This window comes from Mesorhizobium sp. M0037 (assembly GCF_040323635.1).
Lineage (GTDB): Bacteria > Pseudomonadota > Alphaproteobacteria > Rhizobiales > Rhizobiaceae > Mesorhizobium.
On sequence record NZ_JAMYVB010000020.1, the window covers coordinates 80,550 to 104,570 of the forward strand.

Genomic DNA, 24,021 nt, shown 5'->3' on the forward strand with positions numbered 1-24,021 from the left:
GGACGAGGTGTTGGCAGCTCTGGCATCCGCCTCGCCGGCCACGACCAACTGGCGCACAAGCCGACTTCTTTTTGAATCGGCCTCCTATTTCATTCCGAGAAAACTTGTAGGCTCCAGCGCGGAAAGATGGTCGTGTTTACGGAAAAGGTAACTACAAAGTCGTGACTTCGGGCTGATCTGCGAAGGCACCATGGTGTTCAAAGCGCCGAACTACAAGGCAAACCAGCGCCAGCGAAAAAGGCGCCTATGAATGGTGCAGAGGCACGTTACAAATCATGCAGCTTGCGTTTCGCAAAGGATCGGAAATTGAATAACAATCGCTATTCTCATCGTCGCCGCGCGCGACCAAGGCGCGGCGCTGAACCAATCGTCCGCAGACGTTTCTCTACAGATGTGCGCTTGCCTCTGATCCTGGTGATCGTGGTGGCCTTGGCTGCTTACGCGACCCACTATTTTACAGGCTCGGGTGACCAGTTACGTGGTCTCGATATAGCAAACTCGGCCGGGTCGAGACGGGCGCCGATAGTAGGCATAGCATCGGTGATTGATGGAGACACGATAGAGATCCACGGGCAGCGCGTCCGCTTCAACGGCATCGATGCACCCGAAAGCCGCCAATACTGCAATGACGCTAGCGCACATCAATACCCCTGCGGGCGCCGGGCGGCCGAAGCATTGGCGAATTTCCTTGCGGCTTCGCAGCCTGTCCAATGCACATTTGTTTCATGGGATCGGTACCGTCGCTTCGTCGGTGATTGTCGGCGCGCGGACGGTGTCAGCGCCGCGTCCTGGATGGTCGGACATGGCCAAGCCTTGGACTGGCCCCGCTATAGCCACGGCGCCTATGCGCAACAGCAAACTAATGCTGAAACCGCAAAGGTTGGAATCTGGATTGGGACGTTTGACAACCCTTGGGATTGGCGCGAACAACATGCCGAATCTGCGAGCCCAACCAAAAGCCCCCTTGGGCTTGTCAGCCGTCGCCAAGTAGCACAGAGCTACTCATGCCAACCTCGCCGCTTGTGCACGCAGATTTCATCTTGCGAAGAAGCACGTTGGTATCTCGCCAACTGCTCATGGGGGAGCAAGTTGGATCGAGATAGCGACGGGATTCCGTGCGAAGGCGTTTGCTGACCTGGGCTCACGCTTTGAGCCCATCCCCAACCATCACTCCCTAGTGTGCGCATTTAGCGTTATGAATTGGCGGTCGGAGCTTCGATGCAATTGCGCGAGTGCCGATAGAGCCTGGCAAAAGGGCTGGCTGACGTTTGTCTTGGAAAATTCCACCAGCTCGTTAAGTCCGGACGGGCTAGAAAACCGCAACGCTTCGTAGCGGCATACAGGGATCTGCCGATTGTCTTTGAAGCGCTTGTCAGGCCCGCCGTTTTTGTTTGGGTGAGCCCAGGTGTAGCTCACGATCTCCGCATCAGATGGAACTTTGCCGGTCTCGATAAAATTACTCGGGGCGAATTGGGTCTGCAGATCGGCATATCCGACTGCGCCGTATCGGTTTCCGTCCTTCACCAGCACTAGGTCAGGCATGAAGAAGAGCACCTGCCGACCCACATGGATTGAAGGAGGAGTAACGTTGCTGCGTACAACCTTCGGCAAGGAGCTTGTAAGTGTCGTGGGCTTTTTGTCGACCAGCATGCTGGCCCCGGCATTTCGCTTCCAAGCAGTCAGATCCTCTATCTTGCCGCCGGCAGCGACATGCCATCTTCCTGCGCAGCCGGTGAGAGTTTCGAACGCGCCGACAAGTCGCCCGTAGGCGGCCTCCGCGTCTTTTTCCAGATCGTAATAGAGCACACTCACCCGGCGGTAACTGTCAAACCATTTGCCAATGAGCATACCCGGCACAAAGGCACCGATGCCCAGCACCGGTGCGGCACCTCCGAGCTTGGTTCCCACAAGGAAACCTGCAATCCCGAACAAAACCGCGAGTGCTACGGACAGCCGCGTCTGCGATTGCCTGGCATTGATTTCATCGAGCACATTGGCGAATGTCTCGTCACGCATTTCCACCACATCGCGGGACTCGATTTCTCTCATCACGACGCCGTCAGAGACGTATTCCGGGCGCGAGGATTGTGGACGGGGTTGCGGCGCAGATGGGGTCTGAGAGAGCTGAACTACCTTCTTCGCGCTGGCCTTGCCTAAAGTGCCACGATAGTAGAGCCCACCAACGCCGGCGTGGATGTAGTGACCTCTTGGCCCAGTGCCGATGCGGAGGCCCTTCACGCCAACGGAAGCGCCAACCCCACCGGACGAAAAGTTAAAGCGGAATGGTCCCGCACTGATCGATTTTCGAACGTAAAACCCCATAGCCCAATCCCCCCAACTCAACTGCCGTACCGACTAAGGCGCCAGTCTCTCGTCCCCATTCATGGCTTGGCGCCACCAACCGGCGCCAATTTTGATCGCTGCCTCACCCTAATCTCGATGCGCCTTCGAGCCCGTACATCGCCAATCTGCGCTCCGTCGGTGAGATGATCGCCGGGCAGGATGAGCTGACCACCAGACATCGGCAAAATCGTAAACCCCTTTAATGCGGGCATGTCACTGAGCACACTTGTAACTGAAATCGCGCGGGCCAGCCCAAGACCGGCATTGTCGGCGGGATGGAGTGAGCCGATTTCCACTTTCCCTGACAGGACCGGTTGGAGCCCCTTGTCCATGTTGGAGGATTCGCCCGCCATTGCCTGTTCGTCCGTGTGTCCAATTACCTCAATCACGTCGACACCGTACGAGGTCGCAGTCCCGGCGATGGTCTTCGCAAGATCGCGCAACTTTGTTTTGAAGGCATTCGAAAGCTCTGCGCTTCCGGTATCGAAATTATAGCCATCCAGTTCGCTGAGACTGATGATCGGCGGCCAATCGTGAGGTTTTGCTGCTTGCGTCGGCTCTGCAGCCTCCTTGAGCACATCAGCCAGATCCTGCAGCCCTTTGTCGGTGCCGGCGTAACCAAATTCTCTCAAGACCTTCGCCGCATCTATCATGGCCTTGGTCTGATCAACGCTTATGTCGTTGTCCGCAAGGACTTTCGCGACAGGGGCATTTCGCACGACCTCCTCCAGAGAAATACCTGCTTCCTTGACCGACTTAACAGCATCCTTGGCCAGGACCAGCTCGCGCCATTGTTCGTCGGGAACGGTTCCTCCCCTCGTGGGCTGAAACACCGCTTTTATCTGAGCCAGAAGCCGCTTGTTCTCGGCTTCGAGCCTCTGCACGTTTTCCTTGTTTGATTGAGTGGCTCGCAGTGCCTCATCGGTCTCTTTCTGCTTTTTCGTGATGATAGCACCGGCTGCTAGCAACAGGCAGAACACCAAAAGCAGCATCGTCTCGGCCATGGTCAGGCCCAGTATCAAACCGCGGCCAAAACCCTTGCGCTCGAAGGCGACCGAAGTCCCGCCAGCGTCACTCACCTGCCCCACCAACTGGTTCGCTTAGGCGGTTCCGTTCGTTCGGCGGGAGGCTCGCTTCCCAGAGTTTGGAAAGCGTCTGGTTGGGGCTCAGGCTCGACCCGAATTGGTGCGCTCTCGACGGTGTCATTTGCGGCCAGATCTGCCAGTGGCTGTTCAATCGCGATAGGAGCGTTGAGAGGGGGAACAGGCCTCGGCGCGTGAAGGGTTCTTCCTGCCAAGGTTGCGACAAGGTCTCCGGTGTCCTTGCTTTGCTTTTGCACCACTGCGGCAAGCGCCTGGGTCAAGCGTTGTTGCGCTTGGACGCTCTCCGCTGTTTGCTCTGCGGCTGCCACAGCCTTTTCCACACCTGCGGCCACTTTAGCCACAGCATCAACGATGCCCGCCATGCGGGCTTGCTGTTCCTGCGAAGCCGTCTCTGTTTTGACAGCATACTGAGCGACCGCGCTGCCAAGAAGTTTCACCATCGGCGCCAGATCGTTCTTAAGGACCTCATCAGGGACGACAACCTTCTCCAACTTGGTGGCTACGCTTTCGGCCTGTTCACCCAGTCTGCCAACTGAAGAGGACATTGAGCTGTTGGCTTTGTCGAGCAGATCGGCTGCCGCCTCGACGCGCTGTGCGATCGACGAGAACTGACTTTCGATCTGCCCAAAATTGTGGCTCAAAGCATTGCTGAGCTTTCCCGAGGCCTCTTGAACTGGTCTGATCGATTCCATCGCGATTTTATCCAGGGCCGATCTTATGTGCTCTCCGTTCCGCTCCGCTTGAACGGCGATTTCGGCAAAACCCTCCTCCAACATCTGATTGCTTACGCGGCGAAAGTCAGCGAATTCCCTGGTTACACTTTCCATCTCGGCTCTTACACGCCGCGTCATATCCGCGAGTTCGTGCCTGACCGTCCGTTCGATGTCGGCAGGATCGCGGCGCATCTGATTGTAAAAGATCCGCAAAGCAATGCCCGTGATCGTCGACGTCACCGCGATACCAAAGTTCCTCACGATTGTGTCGGTGGATCCTTCGGAACCAAACTGAAACAGCGATACGCCGAGACTCGTCAACGTAAACAGGAAACCCATGTAGTAGAGATTGTCGCCTGTTTGCTCATCGTGGAGCCGTAGCTTGCCGGTGAAGACGGACGCGGCAAGATAGATGAGCATCAGGCACACCGGTGCGCTCGCCGCCATTATAGGGTCTACGCCCGACAGCTTGGCTATTGCGATGAACACGCAGCCACCCAGGGTTAGCGTCGCAAAGACGAAAAGGGGCAGGCTCGGATGTCCTAAGAACGACTCCCCTCGCTTCTTGGCCATTAGTTTAACCCCTCCAACCCTACCAGCTTCTCAAAATCACCATGATGGCTTTGAACCCACCGGGTCCAGAACTCTGCATGTTCGAAAGAGCCAAATGGCTTCTTCGCCCTATCGACGTAGAGTATCGTAAACCCGACGCCATCGAGCGATGTCCCGTAAGTCCTGTCAGCCGCGCTATCAAGGTACTTCTGATAATCGAGACCCGAACGATATTGTGAGTACAGCGCCGTATGTTCGATCATATCTGACGCGACTATTATTCGCTTAGCGGTCTCTTTCGCCAAACTGCTATCGAATAGCGACAGTTTGATTTTCTGAATTCCGGCAATGATCGGAGATTGGCTCGCGGATTCTCCATTGGGAATCTGGTCGGGAAGGTTCGTCAAAGGGTCCTCGAACGCATCTTCCCATTTCTTCTGCCGCCGAGACGGATTGTTCGTCCAGCTGTCGACCGTCGAGCCGTCGCCCGGGTTGCATCCATCAAACATCACAGTCAGGTCGCCGGGCCTCGCGCCCAGCGTCAATATCTTGAGATAGCCGCCAGGCTCGACGCGCCCAATGGTCTTGCGGAATTCATTCTTCAGATCCGCCATGGTTATCGGCGAAATCGGGTCGGTGGCGTCGATCAAGACCGCTGTCAGGCTCACAGGTCCGTTCAGTGGGCAATTCGTGCTGATGTCGATTTGGTCCTTCCCGGATCTCGACCACATCCAAACAAAACCGGCCAGCATCACAGCCGACAGCACGGCCAATCCGGCTGCTGCGACAATTGTGCCGCCACTGCCTTTCTTTCTTCTGCGACCCCGCCTAGCCATTCACGCTATCCGGATGAAGCTTGTCGAGATCTCGGTACTGTTCGATCCCGCGCTCGCATTCCAGCCCGATGAGCCGCACCTGAGCGTTGAGTTCTTCCTGCGCGTCACGAATTGAGGCGCCCAGGTCCTTCTCGCTCCATTCATCGTCGGACGATATCAGGGGTTTTATGCGCTCAAGTTTGTAGGGTGTGGCAAAATGTTTTGGCGCTGGCTCTGTGCGGGCCTGGAAATTGGCCTCCCTGTACTTTGAGAGAAGCTGGTTGCAGGCTCGCTCCAGCTGGTCTTGATGCTGCGCAAAGAGCGTCAGCAGCCTCGACCGATGGTCGATGATCGCTCGATGCTCCCTGCGTCTGCTCCCCAGCCGCTTGACGATGTCCTCCACCTTCTCGTTGTGCTCATCGCGCACCTCTTGCAGAGCCTCGATGAGCTCGCTCTTGCGCTCGATGTAGTCTTCCCGGCGAGCCACCAATCTGTTTTCGACACCCGCATAGCCCGGGTATGGGTCGAGAACGAACCAGCCGTCGATAAACGCAAAGATCGAAAACATGAGACCAATGCCGAACAGAAGCCAGGATTTCACGTCCATAAGGCCAGCCGGATTGGCGAGCATGCTGCGCACGACCTCGACGCCGGCTCCGTCCACAAAGGACCCGCTAACCTCGCGGTAATGCGCAAGCGCTAGGTTTATGGTCAATGCCAAGCCGATATAGGCCACTATCGACAGCGCGCCGATCAACTTCACAAAAAGCGATCTGTGAGTCACCAGGCGTGCACAGAATATTGCGAACAGCAGAGCGGCGCCGATGTTCAAAAACGAGAAAGCGGCGGCTTCGAGGAGCCCGCCAAAGAATCCCTGTTCATTTCCCTTTGCGAGGAAATTTCCGTTCATCGCTGTTTCAATGAGGAACAGGAAGATTAGCAGGGACACTCGGAAAACATGGGCCGCTCCGTGTTGAACCCTCACAGCCCGGACAAGCCCGTGCTTCTGTTTGAACCAGTCGTGTTCTTTCTCCGCATCGTTGAGCGATTTGCGCAATCCGTGAAGTTCGTCCAGGCCCACCGCGATCGAGGCCTTGAAATCGGAAACACTGGCGGCGTTCGCCTGACGGATTAGACCAAACTGCTCTTCAAAGTCGAGGCCAGCCAATCGGCCGGAGAGTAGCTGTAGGCTGTCTTCGAGTGTGTGATGTGCGGCCTTCTTTTCGTCCTCGACCCTCTCGATAACTGTGTGCTCTATATCGTCGAAATTCTTGGCCGTTTTCGGGGGCTGGTTAGCCTCGCCTCGCTGCGTTCCACGACCTTCAAGATCCATTTCGCGATCAATTTTCGCGACATCCAAGCTATTGAACAATTGGGTGCTGGCGCGGAAATCGTGATTTGCCTCTAGTAGAGACTCCCGCAGTTTATTTAGCTTTTCGAATTTTATTCCCACAGCACCGCACCCATTTTTGTACCTCTGCCCGCACAAATGGCTTCTATGCACAGTAGAAGCAAAGGGCAACTGCGTCTTCGCAACTTTGCGGTCCACTGCTCACGAGACGGTCGTCTGATGTAAAAATGACAACGATAGCTGCCGTGGCAAGCGGACTTGGGCCAATGAATAGGCCAGGCAGCATACTCTTCTCCGCCGGGCTTTGTGGCGAAGGAACTGAAGATCACGCCAATGAGCTGCTAAAAATCGACTCCAGAGGCGTTCGCGCAGTAGCAGAAGCGCACGCCCTCGGCGCGCACCACGCCACCAAAGTAAGCGCCGTCAATCTCGACCTCGCCTTCAAGGGTTTCGTTCCTGGTTTCAGCCGACAGGCTTCGCGCAGCTTGTGAGCCAGCACAAAGGCGGTCTTGTACTGCACGTCCAGATCGCGAGAGAACTGGACCGCCGACATGCCCTTCGCGCCGTTAACAAACAGGCAGATCGCGGCGAGCAGATCGACAAACGACAGCTTGCGCCAAGGCGAAGATCGTGCCCTCGTAACCGAGAACTGCGCCCCCGCAAGCGGCGCACTTGAACTTGCGACGGGTCGGAATGTCGTAATGATCCAGGCACCCGCATTTCCGGCAAACAGGCTCGCCTTGAGTCGAAGCCCAGCGAAGGCGCTTGAACGCGTCGTAAGCCTTTTCCTCCCCACCCTTGTAAATCTCTTTCAGAGAAAGGGAGCGGCTTTCGGCGGAAAGGAGGAAGTGTTGGGCTATTGTCATCATATCCGGTTATATGCGGGGCTTGTATCGCCAAATACAGGGGCCTGTACCACCGACTGTGATGATATTTTTTGAGGCGAGGCTATGGCAGGCAAGGACGACCCGCAGACCGTCGAATACGAGACGAAAGCCAAGAACCTTTTGAAGTCAGAGTTGAAGCGGAAGGGCGTTACCTATGCCCAACTCGCCGAAAAATTGGCGACTATGGACATTCATGAAACCGAGCGTAATTTGAACAACAAAATAAGCCGGGGGCTTTAGCGCTGCGTTCTTACTGCAATGCTTAGACGCTATCGGGGCATCCTCATTGCGGCTTTCGGAGTAGTTTTACTCGGGGCGGCTTTACCGCCAGACGAGCGCAAGAGCACTCAGCCCCAACATTCCGAACAGCATCAAGAGACCATAGGCAACCCTGTTGCGGCGAGTCCTCCGCCAGTCCAACAGGCAAATGAACCCCAAGTTACACTAACCATGCCAAGCAGGTCACGATGATCGCAGTTCCGATCTGTGTGCCCGGTGGAACGCTGCCGACGCTGCCCAACAGTCGGCGAACTGGACCACCATTGGCGCTATCGTGGGTGCTTTCACGCTCGCCGCTGCTATGGCCGCTGCTTACTACGCCAAAGAGGCTGCTAGGCACACCCAGCGCAGCGCCGACATTGCCGAAAAGGCTTTGCTCGATATCGAGCGCCCGTATTTGTTCGTCACCGCCACCAAACCGTTGGTGGGGGTGACGCACGATTGGGCTGACAAGCCCGACAACAAAAGACCAATTCCGGAAGCGGCATACTCGATCAAGAATTTCGGACGCGCTCCTGCCATCATAAACGAGATTCGGGCGAGCCTCCGGCTTTGCAACTTGCCGCCAACTCCGCATTACCATCCCGGAGAAATCAATGACGTTGAACGGGTGCTCGGGGCAGACGATGCTCTTAGCCCTGCAGCTTTTGATCGCGGCGGCCCTATCACAAACAATGTGCTGAATGAGCTTTTCCTGTCCGATACTCACATAGGGGCGGGTTCCCTTCCATATGTATCTGTATGGCGAGATCACTTATACGAGCGTCAACGGGATCACCGACCAATTCGGATTTTCTATCGCTACTCGCCTGCCGGCAATACGTTCCATTTGCAGGACATTCCCGGCTACACCTACCGCCGCCGTGACGTGAAGAGACATAAGCAAAACGATGACTTATCGGCCTTAGACTTGCTCCGAACGCGTAAAAGCGGCCTCGGGCGGTTGCAAGATCGCTACAATGTTTATTTTTGATATCCGCTCGGCAAGGCGCTTCTCGCCTAAGCAACTAGGCGTTCTCACATTTTTTGTTCAAGAACAAGGCGTTACACAACTTGCCTACGAGGCGAAAGCGCCTTAACTGTCAACGTTTACATACGCGAAAGTGCCTAAACATCCTGCCTGCTGCGGATGGAAAAACGCTGACTGTAAAAGCCCGCCAACCTTTCGGCGGGCGGGCTTCCACTGCCGGAACTGGAGAGTGTCATGTCGACAGCCCCGACAGGTCGGAAAGGGGTCGCTGGTTAGCGGCGCGAGATCAGCAAGCAGAGCCGGCGCAGGTCACGATCATAGGTATCTTCGTTGCTAAGCACTTCGACGCAGCGCTTCTTCATCCGAGTGACCTGGGCGTTCGACATATCGCCGACAACGCTAGCCAGATTCGGGTTGCTCGAAGCGGTCGGGTTGCTGGGGTTGGCGGCTGGATTGGTTCCAACGCCGACATTTACGTCGGTACCGACCCCGGTGACGACACCGACATTGGCGCCGCCGGTGCCGATGGAAGCAGTCGCTCCGCCAGTGTCGCCGACGGAGGCTGCGGCATTTGCCCCAGAACCGCCTAGGGATACGCTAGCCGTAGCGCCGCTGTTGCCGCCCACATTAGCGCTGGCGCCTCCGCTGCCGACGGATACCCCGCGGACGCCTCCGACATTAATTCCAGCTGCAGTCGCTGGCATGCAAAGAATTACGAGAACAGATCCGGCAGTCAGACTGCCCATAAGAATTTCAAAAATTCTTGCCATAGTACGCCTCCTTGTTGCCCTGCAAAGGATGGGACATTTTTTGGGACCTACGGACCCATAGTGACGCACTAGAGTTGAAAAACAACTTAACGGCCCGCGAAAGATTCGTTCTTGGATCATTACTTGGTAATTCTCAGGAGTCAGATATAATAAAATTTTACTTTGGCTCCTACGTGATTTTTCCATTTGTCAGATAATATCATTCCCTAAGCACTCCAGGTGCGGTGCAACAAGGTTCAGGGATGACCGTCCGGCGATCAGTAAGCGGCTACTACCGCCGATCGGACATACAACGCTATATTAGCACCTTTTGACGAACCCGACCGGCGGGCCGAGCCAGAATCCCGTCAGCGCAAAACCTGCAAAATCGCTTCCGATGCTCGCCATTGACTAGCACGGAGGAAGTTCTGAGCGCCAAACACGGTGACCATCAACCTACGGCCGCTGGTAACTGTCGACGTCGAGCATTTCGCCTGGTTGAAAGCTATGTGGCGCCGAAGCGGAAGAAAACACTGCAGACCCCGTTTCCTAAAATCGTATCAGGGCATTAGCAGTGACGCCGAGCGGCCGCCGACCTATCGATTAACTCGGTCCGGAGCCAGAGCGTTATAAAGGAGCAAACACGCCAGAAGTGAGATGACGCTGCCTAGCAGTTGGTCTGCCGTCAGGCCGGAAAAATAAACGAGATCGAACGCCAGTACAGCCATCGCTCTAGCCACTCATGAATTGGAAAACCTAACGAGCTGGTCACCAAGTCCGGCCTGCTCAAGATCGCGCAACGTGTCCTTCAACTCCTTGCGCTTGTAGCGATTGATGATGCCAGCTTAGGTTGTGGCGGCATCTAACAAACATTCGACTCGCGCCTGCCATGACGACGACCCGCCGAAGCGAGCATCGCGAGCGCACAGTATTCAAATCCCCCAAGGCGTCCGTCGAGATTTGACAACAGACAGATGGCGCGGCGCGAGCTCTGACGCTGTACGACTGACGCAAGCGGCTCTCAATCCTGGGCGTTGTCCTTGGTCCGTGTGAGGCGGCTTTCGCCTTCCTCCGGGCCGAAGCAGCTTTCGAAATCATTGCAGTCCCGGCAACTGGGGGAGCTGCACAGCGAAAAGCCTTCGGCCTCGCAGAGCTTTCGGTAAAAGTATTTTTTCCATTTCATGTTTTGGGTGTTGCCGGCCGCCAGCGTCGGAAAATGCGAGGCGAGCAGGCGGCCGAGGTCGCTTCGACTAAAAAGGCTAAGGTCTTGCCAGAGGTGGTCATTGCGCATGGCACGCCGGGCGATGATCTTGGCGAAGCGGGCGCTTGCCTTGTCGTCGGGCCGGGCATGCGCCAGCAGCAGTCCGCGCAGAAGTTCTTCTTCCAGATCCGGCTCAGGCTCGCTCCCCTCTTCCAAGGCAAACGCGTTGATAGGAAAAGCAGGGAAACAGCGGGACAGGACATCGCGCAACTCGGCGCGCGAAAGTCCGGTTGCCTCCGTCGCCGTCGCCTCGCCGGCCTCGATCTCCTCGAGCGCACGTGAAAGCACACAGGCAAGCACATGCTGGTCGAACCTCCTCTCCAGCTGCGGCCATTGGCCGATGCTGAGCCGGGCATAATGTTGGGCAAATATGGTGCGTTCTCCTGCTATGGTCCTATCAAATCATGCACAGACCCGGCCTGCCGCAACATGGGTCGGGCAGTTCTTCGGTGTGGCACTCCGGTCGCCTCGCGTCGAGTAGTCCGGCAATTCTCGTCTGGTCCATCGGCTCTGACGCAAATTGTGTGATTGGAAGAGTTGTTCGCGAACCCTGCCCTGCCGTTTGCGCCTCACGGGGAACACTGGCGCCGGAAATGCCCCCGCAGAGTTGGACGTGGACCGTGCAGGACAAGGCCGCGTGCTGAGTGCGGCCACATGGTTCAAGCCGCCAGACTCACGGTTGAATGCCGTCTCATCCAGAGCGTCAGCGAGTGAGTTCCAGCGCACGTTCAGGACAGGATCGCGCGCCTCGGGATGCAGGCAGTTCCTCCCCTTCCGCAACTTCAATGTCACCAGGCAGGATGTAACCGTCATTATCGAGTTTGAAGATGTCCGGCGCTTGCGCCGCGCATCGCGCGTGGCCCTGGCATTTGGCCTTTTGGACGATGATGCGCATGGCGCTGCCTCCATTGTCTGTGCCCGGCTCGGGGCGGGCCTAAGACCAGTCCAGGACCAAATTTTCGATCCCGAACACATGGCCGCCAGAAGTTATCGGCGCCGTACCCTGCTTGATCCTGAAAGCCGGGATGCGCGCCAGCCACTCCTCCAGGCCAATGACAATCTCCCGCCGGGCAAGGTGTGAGCCAAGGCAACGGTGGGGACCATAGCCAAACGCTGCGTGGCGGTTGTCCTCCCGCTCCAAATCAATCGTGTTGGGGCATTCGAATTCCGCCGGGTCACGATTGGCAATCATCGTGGCGCAGGAAACATAGTCCCCCTTCCGGATCGGCGCGCCTTCGAAGTCGATATCTTTCGTGGCCACGCGGATCAACTGAATGGGCGGATAGGCCCGCAGCAATTCTTCGGTTGCGAGCGGGATGCGGTCCGGTTCGCTCCGCAGCAATTGCTGATCTTTGCGGTTGCGTGCGAGGTACGCCAAGTCAAAGCCTATAGCTGCTGCGACCGTGTCAAGCCCAGCGACGAAGACAAGCACGCCGATGCCGCGGACTTGGGTGTCCGTCAGCCGGCGGCCCTCGACCTGTGCCTGCACGATAAAGGTCATGAAATCGTCAACCGCCTCGTCGCGGCGCATGGCTGCAAGTTCGTCGATGAATGCCACGATCGTCCGGGCAGCCACAGGTCGTTCCTTATCGTCGCCGTGGAGCAGATCTTTCCCCCAGCCAACGAATGTATCGAGTCGGTCATCAGGCAACCCCAGAAAGCGAAGAAAGGTGCTCACCGCGAAAGGAAAGGCAAAATCCTTCATCACCTCGCAGCTTGTTCCCGACGCGGCGATCCTTTCGATCAGCTCGACCGCCCGTTCGCGGACAGCCGGTTCCAAAGCTAACACCCGCTTTGGCGAAAGCAGCGGATTGAGCAGTGAGCGAAAGACGCCATGGGCCGGTGGATCGAGCTCAAGCGGGATCGTCGGCCAGTTTTCACCCAGAATCGAGGAGAAGATGCTGCGATGGCTGGAAAAAGTCTCTGCGTCCTGCAGCACCTTCCGCTGGTCCGCGGCACGGGTGATGACCCAGGTACCCCGGCCATCTTGCGTGTTGTAGCGGGAGTAAAAGATCGGAGGCCCGTCATGTACGCAAGCGACAGCTGCGTGTGGATCCCCGTTGGGTGTTGGTGGCATCCCTGGCGATGTAAACAGGCTGAAGTCCCTCACCATTTCGGGCGGGACATGATCTGGAACGGGGTTGGTCGCCATTTTGTTTTCTCTACATTGGCGTTCATGGCTCGATTGAGATTGCACCGCTGTTCATAAAGTCGATTTCCAGCATGGGCACGTCTCTTGTCGGGTGCCTTCTAGATTCTGTCGCCTGATACAGCCCACCTGCACCAGCGCGGATGAGATGGGTTGCGAAGTCGATCAGAGGGGCATCTCCGCCGCGCTCCGGTCATGAAGCAAAGCGGCCGCTTATCCCCGTTAGGGTTGAGAGACTGGTCAATCACCTCTGCCCTGCTGATCAAATTGTCGAAGCAAGTCGCGTGCCGGATAGGGGTAGCCATGGCGCTGCACCAAGCAATGCCAGCCTGCGCTGGGTCCGCCGCTGATGATCACCTGTCCATCATTCTTATGACAACGTCCGACAACCGACATCCGTGGTCGGTTTTGTCGACCCCGCGACATCGGCCTGTTCGGCTTGGCTGTTGCTGCACAGCCTGCCGGTCGACGAGCGAGTAGATCGCTCGCACGGCCCGGATTGAGCAACGACGCGATCCAGCGCAAGGATCGGGTGCGGTCCGAGAAGACCCGACGGCGCTTGCGCGAGACGATCGGAAATATCAAAAAGGTCAAGCCGCGCTTCGGTTCGGCGCTGATGGCGTATGCGTTTTTTCGCTCGCAGGCGCTGCAAGGCTTTTCGGTCAGACGGCGATGCACTCGTGCGCACCGGTGCCGACCGGGGACCAGCTTGACTGTATCGATGCGGTCCATTCCGGCGTGCATCACCTGACCATGCGCATGCGCTACGACGGCATCCTTTCCGCTCATGGACCTAAATTTGCTCGCGAGCCGCTGTCGGAATGTGGTGCTGAGTCCTATCGCGGCCGGTTCAATCCGAGGGCCTGTCGGCAGTCAACACACCCCTGGAGGTCGGACCGGGAACGCGTGGCAGACTCTCGGCCAGAAACCGCCAGTCGCTGCCCTCGCGTTCGCCTTCCTTGCGCGTGCCGAAGAACTGGATGATCATCTTGCCGTCCGCGCCATAGGCTTCAATGGACGTGACGTGACCATCCCTCGTCGGCTTGCGCACGGCCCAGACCTCGCTGATGCGATGGGTCCTAAGGTGCAGATGGAAGGTCTCTTCGAGCACATTGATCCGCGGCCCGATCTGCTTGACCGACCTGATCGGGCCGGAATGGATCTGAATGCAACCACGATTGCCGACAAAGCACATGATCGGCATCTCGTCTTCCGCCGCCTGTTGGAACAGGGCGCCAACGGCATCATTGTCGAGTAGCCAGGCGTCATCCTCGTCGGCCATACGCATCGCCTGGCAGCGGCTGAGCTTCAGTGTCTTCAACATATGGTAGAACTGATGCACGTCGCTTAGCCGGCCCCAGTGCTCGCGTAGGTCGTCGACCGTGGTGGCGTGGTCTGGACTCACTGCGTTATCGCGCGCCCCGCTCGCCTCGAGCGATATGATCGGCTCCTGGTCGCAGGATACAAGCTCTGCCGTCAGATCCTGATAGGCCTGCAGGTTCGAGGCGGGCGTGAGATGAGCTTTGTGCATCGCCTCGCCGGTGGCATCAAAGAATTGCAGGCTGCGGCGGATCTCGGCTCCCTCGCGCTTCTCGACGGCGAAGCCATACGCCCACGCTTTCGGGAAGATGCGCAGGTCGATCTGGTCGCCGAGCAGTATGGCATGCTGGTTGCCGGTGACCACTTTGCCGTAGACGCCAATCTTTTGGTGCACGGCACTTTCGTTGCTGGTGACCGCCATCACCTCGCCGACCGCTTCGAGGCCGGTCAGCAGATCATCGACGCGCGGCTCGATGCGCACCGCGCCGTGACCACAATGCGCCGCGACCAACTCGGCTTCCGAAATGCCCAATCGAGCGGCGAGATCATGCTCCCGGATCTTCGGATTGTCTTTGCACGCCCGCCGGATTTCGTCGGGCGACGGTTTCTCGCGTTGGTCCATGCTTACCCCTGTTTCTACGACGTGTGAGGATCATCTGCCCTGCCCGGGAATCTTCAGCCGATTAGGCGCGCCGAAATGCTCGATCCTGATCTGCTGCTGGCCCATGAACAAGGTGTCGCTGGACAGCGTGCGCACGGCGTCGCACCGATGCGAAAACCGGCGAGCAGCCACATGCCGATGGCATCCCATCGAGCCGGTCGGCGGCTACTGGGCGGTGGTGAGCCAGTATGGATGTTGTCGCAATCGGCCAAGCGGGCATTCGGATGCCACGAGCGGCGCTGCTTTGCCAACAACGCGTATCTGACCACGGTCCTGACATGTTACTCCCTTGCTTCGCCCCATCCACACCCACGGCATGGTTGTGGATCGGCATGCTCTTGCCGTCTCGCCAAACGGAGCTTCAAAAACCGTGCCAATTGCGCCGAGGCAAGCTCAGAAGAAGTTCTGTCCTTGGTGATGTGAGTTCACCCAAGAACTCAGGCCAACATCCCTCGTGCCGGACCCGACAAACCCGACAGCACGTGTCGATTGGCCGACACCTTATCAGCAATCAAGAGGCACCAGTGCGAGAGATGCCGCGCTGTGTTGAAACGTTTTTTGGCTTTGGCACGGTGCATGCAACGTGATGGGCAAGCAGGTCGCGGACTGAGGAGAATGGAGCCATGATTACGCTCACCGACAACGCTGTTGCCGCCTTCAAGACTGCTCTTTGCCGTGCCAGCGAGCCGGCGGAAGGCTTTCGCATTATGGTCGAGGCCGGCGGCTGCGCAGGCTTCAAATACTTAATGGGCTTGGAGAGCGTGTCGCGCGAGGGCGACGCGATCACTGACACAGATGGGGTCAAGCTGTTCGTGGACGCGGGCTCCCAACCCCATGTAGCCGGCATGACCGTCGACTTCCTCACCGGGCTCCAATCTTCCGGTTTTGTCTTCGATAACCCCAATGCGCGCGAAAAGTGCGGCTGCGGCAAGTCCTTCAGTTAAACGCCCGAAGCGCCTGTGCGGCCGACAGAGTGATTTTGCGGCAGAGGAGACTTATATGGCCGGCACAACAGATGTCCCCGTCCTAAAAAACAAGACAAGGTCAAAGCCGATCTCGGGACCGCCATTCGCTCCCAGTAGGATTCAAAGAACGTCGCCTCCCGAAGCAGCTCGGTTCCTGGTGGCACCCGAGCTGCTTGCGGACAAATCGCGCCGCTGCGCCAAATTCGGCTCATCGGTAGCGTTATCGCGTTCGGGCGTCCTTACCTGCCGGCTGACCTACGGCCACGGCGAACATGTCCATATCGACGGAGATCCGGTTTACGTCAAACACTCCGGGCGCCTGCGCGCGCTGCCAGTTCAAATGATTATCAACGGCATGCGCCAGAGGCTCAACGAGTCGGTCTAGCGCTCGCGTCATTCTGTTTAACTGAGGATCGCACCTATGAAGCCTGTCTACCTCGACAACAACGCAACCACACGGGTCGATCCTGAGGTCGTGCAAGCGATGTTGCCGTTCTTTAGGGATCAATTCGGCAACCCTTCGTCGGCACACGCTCTTGGCGCCTCAGTCAGTGCGGCGGTGAGAAAGGCGCGGAGGCAGTTGCAAGCTCTGATCGGCGCGGAGTTCGAGGATGAGATCACTTTCACCTCGGGTGGGACAGAAAGCGACAATGCAGCGCTTCTTTCAGCGCTCGAGGCGGCGCCCAACCGAACCGAGATCGTGACGTCCGCGGTCGAGCATCCCGCCGTGCTGACGCTCTGCGCGCATCTTGAGAAGACCCGCCGCCTCAAGGTGCACAGGATCCCGGTGGATTGCCGTGGTCGGCTCGATCTCGACGCCTATATGGCCGCCCTCACCCCACAGGTTGCAATCGTGTCAATAATGTGGGCGAACAACGAGACTGGTGTGATCTTCCCCGTGGCAAGGCTTTCCGAGTTGGCCAAGGAAGTGGGCGCCCTATTCCATACCGATGCTGTGCAGGCGGTCGGCAAGCTTCCGATGGACCTGAAGTCGACCGCAATCGACATGCTGTCGCTCTCCGGCCACAAGCTGCACGGGCCGAAAGGGATCGGTGCGCTTTTCGTAAAACGTGGCGTCGATTTCCATTCGCTGATCAAGGGGGGTCACCAAGAGCACAACCGGCGTGCAGGAACCGAGAATACGCCCGGCATAGCCGGGCTCGGCACGGCGGCCGAACTCGCCTTGAAATTCATGGACGACGAGACCACACGGGTAAAGTCGCTCCGCGATCGCCTGGAGGGCGGGATCCTCCAGCGCATCCCAAGCACCTGTGTCACTGGTGATCCCTTGCAACGGTTGCCCAACACCGCAAACATCTCCTTCGAACATGTCGAAAGTGATGGAATTCCACTTCTCCTCAGCCGCATTGGCATCGCGTGTTCCTCTGGCTCGGCCTGCACCTCCGGCTCTCTGGAACCAAGCCATGTCCTAAGCGCGATGAAAACGCCACACGCGGCAGTCCGCTTCTCCTTGGCGCGGGACAACAGCGAAGAGGACATCGACCGGGTGCTCGAGGTCATGCCGGGAATCGTGGGGAAGCTGCGCAGCTTTTCCGGTTCTGGGCCGGGTAGTCCGGTCTATGCGTGAGCCGCAGAAGAACAGGCTGCCTGTCATGACCGGTCATGTCTCCCTCAACGATACGACCTTGCGCGATGGCGAGCAGGCGCCGGGCGTCGCCTTCACCACGACGGAAAAGCTGGAGATCGCTGAGTCTCTTGCGGCGGCCGGCGTGACAGAGATCGAGATCGGCACGCCGGTCATGGGCGTCGACGAGATTGAAACAATTCGCGCCGTGGTAGCGCGGCGTCTTCCGGTTCGGCTCATGGCCTGGTGCCGGATGACGTCGTTGGATCTCGATGCAGCGATCGAGAGCGGCGTCCAAGCGGTCAATTTGTCGCTGCCTGCGTCGGACATCCAACTTGCCGCCAAGCTCGGCCTCGACAAGGCGGGAGCGCTCCAGGTCATCGATCATATGGTCAGGCGCGCCGCCGCCGCCGGCTTCTTCGTCGCGGTGGGCTGCGAGGATGCCTCGCGGGCCAATCGGGATCATCTCGCCCGCGTCATCGAGACGGCCGCACGCGCCGGCGCAAGCCGCGTGAGGCTGGCCGACACAGTCGGTGTTCTCGACCCGTTTTCGACCTTCGAACTTGTCGCCCAGCTCGTGGTGCAGTCTCCAATCGACCTTGAATTTCATGCGCACAACGATCTCGGACTTGCTGGCGCCAACACGCTGGCGGCGATCCGCGCAGGCGCGCGCCATGCCTCCGTCACCGTCCTGGGGCTCGGCGAGCGTGCGGGCAATGCCGCGCTGGAGGAGGTGGCCGCCGCAATGGCGATCTTCGACGGCGCAGACACCGGCATTGAGCTGACCGCATTGCCCGGCCTCGCCGCCCAGGTGGCTTGGGCCGCCCGCCGGCAGACCGCAGCCACTAAGCCGGTCGTCGGCGCCGATGTTTTCACCCACGAATCCGGCATTCACGTCGCAGGGCTGCTGAAGGACTCGCGTACTTATCAGGGGCTCGATCCGACTCTCGTGGGCCGCTGCCGGCGGATCGTCATCGGCAAGCATTCCGGCGCGACTGCGATTGCCCATGTGCTGAGCGAAAGCGGTCGCGATCTCGACCCGGATCTGGCAGCCGCGATGGTGGCCCGCGTCCGGCGCGAGGCGGTCGAGACCAAATCGACTGTCACTGCAACTCGACTGGTCGAGCTCTACGATGGAATGTGCAGCGAGGCATCCCTCATCGAGCTGTGCGGGTCCAAGTCAGCCGTGCGCGAGCGCACAGAGGCCACAGTTTTGCGACCAGGAAGAATGCAATGAATTGTTCCGCTGACAGCCGCCCCATGGATGTCACCGACATCCTCGCACGACTGAAGCGCTTGTCGGCTGCAGAGGAATTCTTCTCAGCCCTAGGCGTCGCCTATGACCCGAAGGTACTGAATGTCTCGCGGCTCCATATCATGAAGCGTGTGGGCCAATACCTCGCCGAAGAAGATTTCTCCGGTCTGCCCGACCAGGTGATTGCCGCGAGGGTGCGCGCGACGCTCGAACGCGCTTACGAGGATTTTGCGATTTCCTCGCCGCTCACGCATCGGATCTTCAAGGTGCTCAAGGACCACGATCCGAACAAACCTGCCGCGCCGGGTCACACCTTTGTTCCGTTCGACTCGGTACTGAAGCGGTTCGGACGGGAATGATCGGCGACAAGGGTGCGACGCGACAATGTCGAGCAGCCGCCAAATCAGGTCATCACCACAGCGCCGTCAGAAGCAACCAGCCGAAGTTGTAGGAAAGGGGGAGCTCAAGAGACTTGGCACGAATAATGCGGATCAAGGAGATAACCGCAATGCCGCACCCAGACAGGAGCCTAGAGAAACCGCCAATGCACATCGTAATCTGCATCAAGCAGGTGCCGGACTCGGCACAGATAAGGGTCCATCCGGTCACGAACACGATCATGCGCCAGGGTGTTCCGACCATCATCAACCCTTACGACCTGTTCGCCCTCGAAGAAGCGCTCAGACTGCGCGACGCACATGGCGGCGAAGTCACTGTGCTCACCATGGGTCCGCCCATGGCAGAGGACGCGCTGCGCAAGGCGCTCGGTTACGGCGCCGACCGAGCGGTGCTCTTGACCGACCGCTATTTTGCCGGCTCCGACACGCTGGCAACCTCGTTCGCCCTTTCCCAGGCAATCGCGAAGATTGGCGAGACGTTCGGCACGCCAGACCTCGTCTTCACCGGCAAGCAGACGATCGATGGCGATACCGCCCAGGTCGGGCCCGGCATCGCCAAGCGCCTCGGACTCCTGCAACTGACCTATGTCGCGAAGATCCCTTCTGTCGACCTTGCTGCACGCGAGATCAAGGTCGAGCGCCGCTCCGAAGGCGGCACACAGATGCTGAAGAGCAGGCTCCCTTGCCTCATCACCATGCTGGAAGGCACAAACGAGATCCGCCGGGGCTCGATCCAGGACGCCTTGTGCGCCGCGCGCAGCCAGGTCTTGAAATGGAGCGCGGCCGACGCCGGCATTGAGGATCTCACCAAATGCGGCCTGCGCGGTTCACCGACGGTCGTCAAACGTGTTTTCGCCCCTCCTGCTCGAGCTGAAAAGGCGGCACAAATCGACACCGCCGAGAAGGCCTTGCGCGATGTCGCTGACGAACTCATCACCGCAATCTTCACCCGCCAGCCGGCGCTGGAACATGAGCTCGCCTTTAACGGCGGCGCGTGACGGCAAGGAGCAAAAACGATGTCGACCGCGAACGGAGAAACCCCTCGCCCTGCCGCCGGCCGCGCCGGCATAAAGAAGGAGTTGCCCGCCCATTTCAAGGACTACCGGCACGTTTGGGTTTTCATCGAGCTCGAACGTGGCGAGGTCCATCCGGTATCGTTCGAACTGCTCGGCGAAGGCCGCAACTTAGCAGACAAGCTTCAGGTCCAGCTTGCAGGTGTCGTGCTTGGACCGCCGGGAGAGGCCGTCGGGAACGCCGTTGCCGAAGCATTCGCGTATGGCGCTGACCTTGTCTACATCGCCGAGGCGCCCCTGCTCGCCGACTATCGGAATGAACCTTTCACCAAGGCGCTGACGGATCTGGTCGATACCCACAAACCCGAAATCCTTCTTCTCGGTGCCACCACACTGGGCAGGGATCTTGCCGGCTCCGTGGCGACGACCTTGCAGACGGGGCTCACGGCCGACTGCACCGAACTCGATGTGGATACCGACAGTTCGCTCGCCGCCACGCGTCCGACTTTCGGCGGTTCCTTGTTGTGCACGATCTATACGCTCAATTTCCGCCCGCAGATGGCGACCGTGCGGCCGAGGGTCATGCCCATGCCGCAGCGGACGGATAAACCGGTCGGGCGTGTCATCCGGCACAAGCTTTCGCTTGCCGAGGACGAGATCGCTACCAAAGTCCTCGGATTCCTGCCGGACAATCAGTCGGCGAAGGCAAACCTTGCCTATGCCGACGTCGTGGTTGCGGGAGGCCTTGGTCTTGGCGCGGCGGAGAACCTGCAGCTTGTGAAGAACCTCGCACGAGCAATCGGCGCCGAGCACGGCTGTTCGCGTCCGTTGGTCCAGAAGAGCTGGATGCCAGCTGATCGGCAGATCGGCCAAACTGGCAAGACGATCCGGCCGAAGCTTTACATAGCGGCCGGGATTTCCGGCGCCGTCCAGCATCGGGTTGGCGTGGAGGGGGCGGATCTCATCGTGGCCATCAACACCGACCCGAACGCGCCGATTTTCGATTTCGCTCACCTCGGAATCGTCACCGACGCGATCCGCTTCCTGCCCGCACTGACGGAAGCCTTCACCCGGCGGCTGTCGCCCCACAGTCGCGATAAGCTTTCGAGCTAAGGGGATGGACATGATCGAGGAAAACTTCGACGCCATTGTTGTTGGGGCAGGCATGTCCGGAAACGCAGCTGCTTACACCATGGCCAGCCATGGCCTGAAGGTGCTGCAGTTGGAGCGGGGTGAATACCCGGGCTCCAAGAATGTCCAGGGTGCCATCATGTACGCGAACATGCTGGAGAAGATCATCCCGGATTTCCGGGATGATGCGCCTCTCGAGCGGCATTTGGTTGAACAGCGGCTTTGGGTGATGGACGACACATCCCATACCGGGATTCACTATAGGTCGGACGACTTCAATGAGGCGAAGCCCAACCGATACACGATCATCCGTGCCCAGTTCGATAAATGGTTTTCGCGTAAGGTGCGCGCGGCCGGCGCGACCGTTCTGTGCGAGACGACCGTGACGGAACTCATCCGTGATGCCAAGGACAGGGTGATCGGCGTCCGCACAGACCGGGCGGGCGGGGCCATCTACGCGGACGTGGTCGTTCTCGCAGAAGGTGTCTGCGGACTGCTTGGCACTCGAGCCGGCCTGCGCGAGATGCCAAAGCCGCAAACCGTGGCCCTCGCCGTCAAGGAAATGCATTTCTTGCCCGAAGAGGTCATTGAGCAGCGGTTCGGCGTAAAGGGCGATGAGGGCTGCGTGATCGAGGCGGTGGGCACGACCTCCCGCAGCATGGCCGGGCTCGGCTTCCTCTATACCAACAAGGAGTCCATCTCACTGGGCATTGGCTGCCTCGTCTCCGATTTTGCCGCGATGGTCGAGAGCCCCTACGTTCTCCTTGATGCCTTGAAGAGCCATCCTTCGATCCGGCCGCTGATCGCCGGCTCGGAAGTGAAAGAATATTCCGCACACCTCATTCCCGAAGGCGGCTACAAGGCTATTCCGCAGCTCTTTGGCGATGGTTGGGTCGTGGTCGGCGATGCCGCGCAACTGAACAACGCGATTCACCGCGAGGGTTCGAACCTCGCCATGACCTCCGGCCGCATTGCGGCTGAGGCAATCGTCGAGGTCAAGAGCCGCAACGGTCCGATGAACAAACGGAATCTCGCCCTTTACAAAGCCATGCTGGACAAGTCCTTCGTGGTCAAGGACCTGAGGAAATACAAAGACATGCCGGCCTTGCTCCACACCAATTCCAGCAATTATTTCACGACTTATCCTCGGTTGATGTCGCAAGCTGCGCAGAACTTCATGCGTGTCGACGGCACGCCGAAGATCGAGAAGGAAAAGGCGACCACGGCGGCCTTCATCAAGGCGCGCTCGCGCTGGGGGCTGGTCAGCGACGCGGTCCGCCTTGCATTGGCGTGGCGCTGAGGGGAGACGATATGACCAGCGCAGCGACGAAGTCACGTGTCGAGGACAAGCTTTACCAGAACCGCTACTTGGTGGATTCCGGCCGCCCGCACATCAAAGTGCGACCGCACCAGAAGCCGAGCGCGAATTTGCTCGCGCTGACCCACGTCTGCCCGGCGAAATGTTATGAGTTGAACGACAAGGGTCAAGTGGAGATCACTGCCGACGGCTGCATGGAGTGCGGCACCTGCCGGATTTTGTGCGAGGCGAGTGGTGAGATCGAGTGGAACTATCCACGCGGCGGTTTCGGAATCCTCTTTAAATTCGGATGACCGGCGCACGCACACTTAAGGCGGCGATCATCCAGTACAGCTGAGTCTCGGCCATGCCAATTTTTGCTTTAATCGCCACTAAATGAAGAGAAATTGCACGAATACTGTTCTTGCATAATTCAGCCTCAGATAAAAAATGCAGGTTCACTCTGGACGACAACCGCTGAAGTCCGTCTCTATGAGCCACCGGGCCGCAGATCGGGTCGACGAGGCCCTGAACCGCCCATCCAGCATGCCCTAAGCAGATACCCGCTCAGGGACTCTACGATATGTGAAGGTGCCGACCGCCCCGAGCGAGCTGGAGATTACGCTCGCCATACGCTGGCCAATTGTCGTGAACGTCCTGCCCGCTTTCTGCAGACGGGTAATTGAGCGATCGTCGTCCTGGACGCTGAAGGAGAGCCGCAGATTGCCGGCACTGCCGGCAATACCCACGCACCTCAATCAGGCACTCGCCGCCTCATATCACAGGCCGTAACAGATCAAGCGAATTGCAGCTGCCGGCCAGTCGCATCGGCGCCTCCGCAGCAAGGTATCTCCTCTTACGGCCGCATCCGAACCATGCCGCTTGTCGCCCGCATCTGACGGAACGCAACCGGCTGATCGACGCGATTGACAAGGCCGGTTGGGTTCTGCCTGGGCGGCTCGTATCCTCGGCCTCACGCCATGGCAAATCGGCTACGCCCTGCGCCGGCATGGTATCAGGGTGAAGAAATTCCAGACGTCGCGATGACGTCAAGCGTAAGCAGCCCGGAGTGGTCTCGCTCACACTCTGCGCGCCCGAGGCTGCTAGCCTCGCGACCCTATTTGCTTGTCCACTGTCGTAAGCCCGACAAAGGTGTGCAGCAATCCGAAGGAATCTGACACGAGAAGCCTATTCGTGAACCGAAACAGCTCTTTGAGCTGGCAT

The 24,021-nt window shown here is 58.6% G+C and carries 23 protein-coding genes and 2 pseudogenes; 13 read left to right on the forward strand and 12 right to left on the reverse strand.

Features of this window, described 5'->3' with window-relative positions; genetic code table 11:
• Positions 1 to 246 precede the first annotated feature (246 nt).
• Positions 247 to 1,134 (forward strand): thermonuclease family protein, encoded by an 888-nt coding sequence (locus NKJ78_RS25505; protein ID WP_352562703.1) that lies wholly within the window; start codon positions 247 to 249, stop codon positions 1,132 to 1,134.
• Between the two features lie 33 nt (positions 1,135 to 1,167).
• Here NKJ78_RS25505 and NKJ78_RS25510 read toward each other — a convergent pair whose 3' ends face one another.
• The 6 genes and pseudogenes from NKJ78_RS25510 to NKJ78_RS25535 all read right to left on the reverse strand — a co-directional run.
• Positions 1,168 to 2,322 (reverse strand): DUF4236 domain-containing protein, encoded by a 1,155-nt coding sequence (locus tag NKJ78_RS25510; protein WP_023672191.1) that lies wholly within the window; start codon positions 2,320 to 2,322, stop codon positions 1,168 to 1,170.
• Between the two features lie 59 nt (positions 2,323 to 2,381).
• Positions 2,382 to 3,422 (reverse strand): OmpA family protein, encoded by a 1,041-nt coding sequence (locus tag NKJ78_RS25515; protein ID WP_031198812.1) that lies wholly within the window; start codon positions 3,420 to 3,422, stop codon positions 2,382 to 2,384.
• Positions 3,419 to 4,732: a hypothetical protein gene (locus tag NKJ78_RS25520; protein WP_023672193.1), complete on the reverse strand. Its 1,314-nt coding sequence runs from the start codon at positions 4,730 to 4,732 to the stop codon at positions 3,419 to 3,421. Before NKJ78_RS25520 ends, NKJ78_RS25515 begins: the two co-directional genes overlap by 4 nt.
• On the reverse strand, positions 4,732 to 5,547 hold the full coding sequence (locus NKJ78_RS25525) for a hypothetical protein (protein ID WP_352562704.1): 816 nt from the start codon (positions 5,545 to 5,547) through the stop codon (positions 4,732 to 4,734). The genes NKJ78_RS25520 and NKJ78_RS25525 overlap by 1 nt, the downstream gene beginning before the upstream one ends.
• Entirely contained in the window at positions 5,540 to 6,973 is a 1,434-nt protein-coding gene (locus NKJ78_RS25530; RefSeq protein ID WP_023706372.1) for a hypothetical protein, read from the reverse strand. Before NKJ78_RS25530 ends, NKJ78_RS25525 begins: the two co-directional genes overlap by 8 nt.
• A 293-nt stretch (positions 6,974 to 7,266) precedes the next feature.
• Positions 7,267 to 7,737 (reverse strand): annotated as a pseudogene (locus NKJ78_RS25535) (transposase); the annotation flags it as partial.
• A gap of 90 nt (positions 7,738 to 7,827) precedes the next feature.
• Here NKJ78_RS25535 and NKJ78_RS25540 point away from each other — a divergent pair.
• Together NKJ78_RS25540 and NKJ78_RS25545 are read left to right on the forward strand one after the other, a co-directional pair.
• Complete coding sequence (locus NKJ78_RS25540) at positions 7,828 to 8,004, forward strand: DUF6471 domain-containing protein (RefSeq protein ID WP_352562705.1); 177 nt, start codon at positions 7,828 to 7,830, stop codon at positions 8,002 to 8,004.
• Between the two features lie 313 nt (positions 8,005 to 8,317).
• A complete protein-coding gene (locus NKJ78_RS25545) occupies positions 8,318 to 9,016 on the forward strand; it encodes a hypothetical protein (RefSeq protein ID WP_352562706.1) in 699 nt (232 codons plus the stop codon).
• 269 nt (positions 9,017 to 9,285) lie between these two features.
• Here the strand turns inward: NKJ78_RS25545 and NKJ78_RS25550 are convergent, their stop codons facing one another.
• From NKJ78_RS25550 to NKJ78_RS25575, 6 genes are all read right to left on the reverse strand, one after another.
• Positions 9,286 to 9,783: a hypothetical protein gene (locus tag NKJ78_RS25550; protein WP_352562707.1), complete on the reverse strand. Its 498-nt coding sequence runs from the start codon at positions 9,781 to 9,783 to the stop codon at positions 9,286 to 9,288.
• Positions 9,784 to 10,783: 1,000 nt separating this feature from the next.
• Complete coding sequence (locus tag NKJ78_RS25555; RefSeq protein WP_352562725.1) at positions 10,784 to 11,395, reverse strand: nitrogen fixation protein NifQ; 612 nt, start codon at positions 11,393 to 11,395, stop codon at positions 10,784 to 10,786.
• Positions 11,396 to 11,726: 331 nt separating this feature from the next.
• Positions 11,727 to 11,918, reverse strand: coding sequence for a ferredoxin (locus tag NKJ78_RS25560; protein WP_081725572.1), 192 nt, complete (start codon positions 11,916 to 11,918; stop codon positions 11,727 to 11,729).
• A gap of 39 nt (positions 11,919 to 11,957) precedes the next feature.
• Entirely contained in the window at positions 11,958 to 13,175 is a 1,218-nt protein-coding gene (locus tag NKJ78_RS25565; protein ID WP_352562708.1) for a cytochrome P450, read from the reverse strand.
• 237 nt (positions 13,176 to 13,412) lie between these two features.
• Entirely contained in the window at positions 13,413 to 13,961 is a 549-nt protein-coding gene (locus tag NKJ78_RS25570) for a hypothetical protein (RefSeq protein ID WP_352562709.1), read from the reverse strand.
• Between the two features lie 61 nt (positions 13,962 to 14,022).
• Positions 14,023 to 15,114: a hemin-degrading factor gene (locus NKJ78_RS25575; RefSeq protein WP_352562710.1), complete on the reverse strand. Its 1,092-nt coding sequence runs from the start codon at positions 15,112 to 15,114 to the stop codon at positions 14,023 to 14,025.
• 662 nt (positions 15,115 to 15,776) lie between these two features.
• Here NKJ78_RS25575 and NKJ78_RS25580 point away from each other — a divergent pair.
• The 10 genes and pseudogenes from NKJ78_RS25580 to NKJ78_RS25625 form a co-directional block, all read left to right on the forward strand.
• Positions 15,777 to 16,097 (forward strand): HesB/IscA family protein, encoded by a 321-nt coding sequence (locus NKJ78_RS25580; protein ID WP_023672207.1) that lies wholly within the window; start codon positions 15,777 to 15,779, stop codon positions 16,095 to 16,097.
• Positions 16,098 to 16,152: 55 nt separating this feature from the next.
• Complete coding sequence (locus NKJ78_RS25585; RefSeq protein ID WP_352562711.1) at positions 16,153 to 16,503, forward strand: hypothetical protein; 351 nt, start codon at positions 16,153 to 16,155, stop codon at positions 16,501 to 16,503.
• Between the two features lie 36 nt (positions 16,504 to 16,539).
• Positions 16,540 to 17,706 (forward strand): cysteine desulfurase NifS, encoded by a 1,167-nt coding sequence (gene nifS / locus NKJ78_RS25590; RefSeq protein ID WP_023685015.1) that lies wholly within the window; start codon positions 16,540 to 16,542, stop codon positions 17,704 to 17,706.
• A gap of 25 nt (positions 17,707 to 17,731) precedes the next feature.
• Positions 17,732 to 18,940: a homocitrate synthase gene (gene nifV / locus NKJ78_RS25595; protein WP_352562712.1), complete on the forward strand. Its 1,209-nt coding sequence runs from the start codon at positions 17,732 to 17,734 to the stop codon at positions 18,938 to 18,940.
• Positions 18,937 to 19,317: a nitrogenase stabilizing/protective protein NifW gene (gene nifW / locus NKJ78_RS25600; RefSeq protein ID WP_031195875.1), complete on the forward strand. Its 381-nt coding sequence runs from the start codon at positions 18,937 to 18,939 to the stop codon at positions 19,315 to 19,317. The genes nifV and nifW overlap by 4 nt, the downstream gene beginning before the upstream one ends.
• Positions 19,318 to 19,502: 185 nt before the next feature.
• The gene (locus tag NKJ78_RS25605) at positions 19,503 to 20,354 is read left to right on the forward strand and encodes an electron transfer flavoprotein subunit beta/FixA family protein (protein ID WP_023672212.1); all 852 of its coding nucleotides are present in this window, start codon (positions 19,503 to 19,505) and stop codon (positions 20,352 to 20,354) included.
• An 18-nt stretch (positions 20,355 to 20,372) separates the two neighbouring features.
• Positions 20,373 to 21,482 (forward strand): electron transfer flavoprotein subunit alpha/FixB family protein, encoded by a 1,110-nt coding sequence (locus tag NKJ78_RS25610; RefSeq protein ID WP_023685019.1) that lies wholly within the window; start codon positions 20,373 to 20,375, stop codon positions 21,480 to 21,482.
• A 10-nt stretch (positions 21,483 to 21,492) separates the two neighbouring features.
• Positions 21,493 to 22,800 (forward strand): FAD-binding protein, encoded by a 1,308-nt coding sequence (locus tag NKJ78_RS25615; RefSeq protein WP_023687350.1) that lies wholly within the window; start codon positions 21,493 to 21,495, stop codon positions 22,798 to 22,800.
• Between the two features lie 11 nt (positions 22,801 to 22,811).
• Entirely contained in the window at positions 22,812 to 23,111 is a 300-nt protein-coding gene (locus NKJ78_RS25620; protein ID WP_352562713.1) for a ferredoxin family protein, read from the forward strand.
• A 575-nt stretch (positions 23,112 to 23,686) separates the two neighbouring features.
• A pseudogene (locus tag NKJ78_RS25625) lies at positions 23,687 to 23,844 on the forward strand (helix-turn-helix domain-containing protein); the annotation flags it as partial.
• Positions 23,845 to 24,021 lie beyond the last annotated feature (177 nt).

What these genes read in the sequence shown, in the direction of transcription:
- NKJ78_RS25505 (WP_352562703.1), top strand. Translation starts at nt 247, where the DNA reads ATGAATGGTGCAGAGGCACGTTACAAATCATGCAGCTTGCGTTTCGCA.
- NKJ78_RS25510 (WP_023672191.1), bottom strand. Translation starts at nt 2,322, where the DNA reads ATGGGGTTTTACGTTCGAAAATCGATCAGTGCGGGACCATTCCGCTTT.
- NKJ78_RS25520 (WP_023672193.1), bottom strand. Translation starts at nt 4,732, where the DNA reads ATGGCCAAGAAGCGAGGGGAGTCGTTCTTAGGACATCCGAGCCTGCCC.
- NKJ78_RS25525 (WP_352562704.1), bottom strand. Translation starts at nt 5,547, where the DNA reads ATGGCTAGGCGGGGTCGCAGAAGAAAGAAAGGCAGTGGCGGCACAATT.
- NKJ78_RS25540 (WP_352562705.1), top strand. Translation starts at nt 7,828, where the DNA reads ATGGCAGGCAAGGACGACCCGCAGACCGTCGAATACGAGACGAAAGCC.
- NKJ78_RS25550 (WP_352562707.1), bottom strand. Translation starts at nt 9,783, where the DNA reads ATGGCAAGAATTTTTGAAATTCTTATGGGCAGTCTGACTGCCGGATCT.
- NKJ78_RS25560 (WP_081725572.1), bottom strand. Translation starts at nt 11,918, where the DNA reads ATGCGCATCATCGTCCAAAAGGCCAAATGCCAGGGCCACGCGCGATGC.
- NKJ78_RS25565 (WP_352562708.1), bottom strand. Translation starts at nt 13,175, where the DNA reads ATGGCGACCAACCCCGTTCCAGATCATGTCCCGCCCGAAATGGTGAGG.
- NKJ78_RS25570 (WP_352562709.1), bottom strand. Translation starts at nt 13,961, where the DNA reads ATGAGCGGAAAGGATGCCGTCGTAGCGCATGCGCATGGTCAGGTGATG.
- NKJ78_RS25575 (WP_352562710.1), bottom strand. Translation starts at nt 15,114, where the DNA reads ATGGACCAACGCGAGAAACCGTCGCCCGACGAAATCCGGCGGGCGTGC.
- NKJ78_RS25580 (WP_023672207.1), top strand. Translation starts at nt 15,777, where the DNA reads ATGATTACGCTCACCGACAACGCTGTTGCCGCCTTCAAGACTGCTCTT.
- NKJ78_RS25585 (WP_352562711.1), top strand. Translation starts at nt 16,153, where the DNA reads ATGGCCGGCACAACAGATGTCCCCGTCCTAAAAAACAAGACAAGGTCA.
- nifS (WP_023685015.1), top strand. Translation starts at nt 16,540, where the DNA reads ATGAAGCCTGTCTACCTCGACAACAACGCAACCACACGGGTCGATCCT.
- nifV (WP_352562712.1), top strand. Translation starts at nt 17,732, where the DNA reads ATGACCGGTCATGTCTCCCTCAACGATACGACCTTGCGCGATGGCGAG.
- nifW (WP_031195875.1), top strand. Translation starts at nt 18,937, where the DNA reads ATGAATTGTTCCGCTGACAGCCGCCCCATGGATGTCACCGACATCCTC.
- NKJ78_RS25605 (WP_023672212.1), top strand. Translation starts at nt 19,503, where the DNA reads ATGCACATCGTAATCTGCATCAAGCAGGTGCCGGACTCGGCACAGATA.
- NKJ78_RS25610 (WP_023685019.1), top strand. Translation starts at nt 20,373, where the DNA reads ATGTCGACCGCGAACGGAGAAACCCCTCGCCCTGCCGCCGGCCGCGCC.
- NKJ78_RS25615 (WP_023687350.1), top strand. Translation starts at nt 21,493, where the DNA reads ATGATCGAGGAAAACTTCGACGCCATTGTTGTTGGGGCAGGCATGTCC.
- NKJ78_RS25620 (WP_352562713.1), top strand. Translation starts at nt 22,812, where the DNA reads ATGACCAGCGCAGCGACGAAGTCACGTGTCGAGGACAAGCTTTACCAG.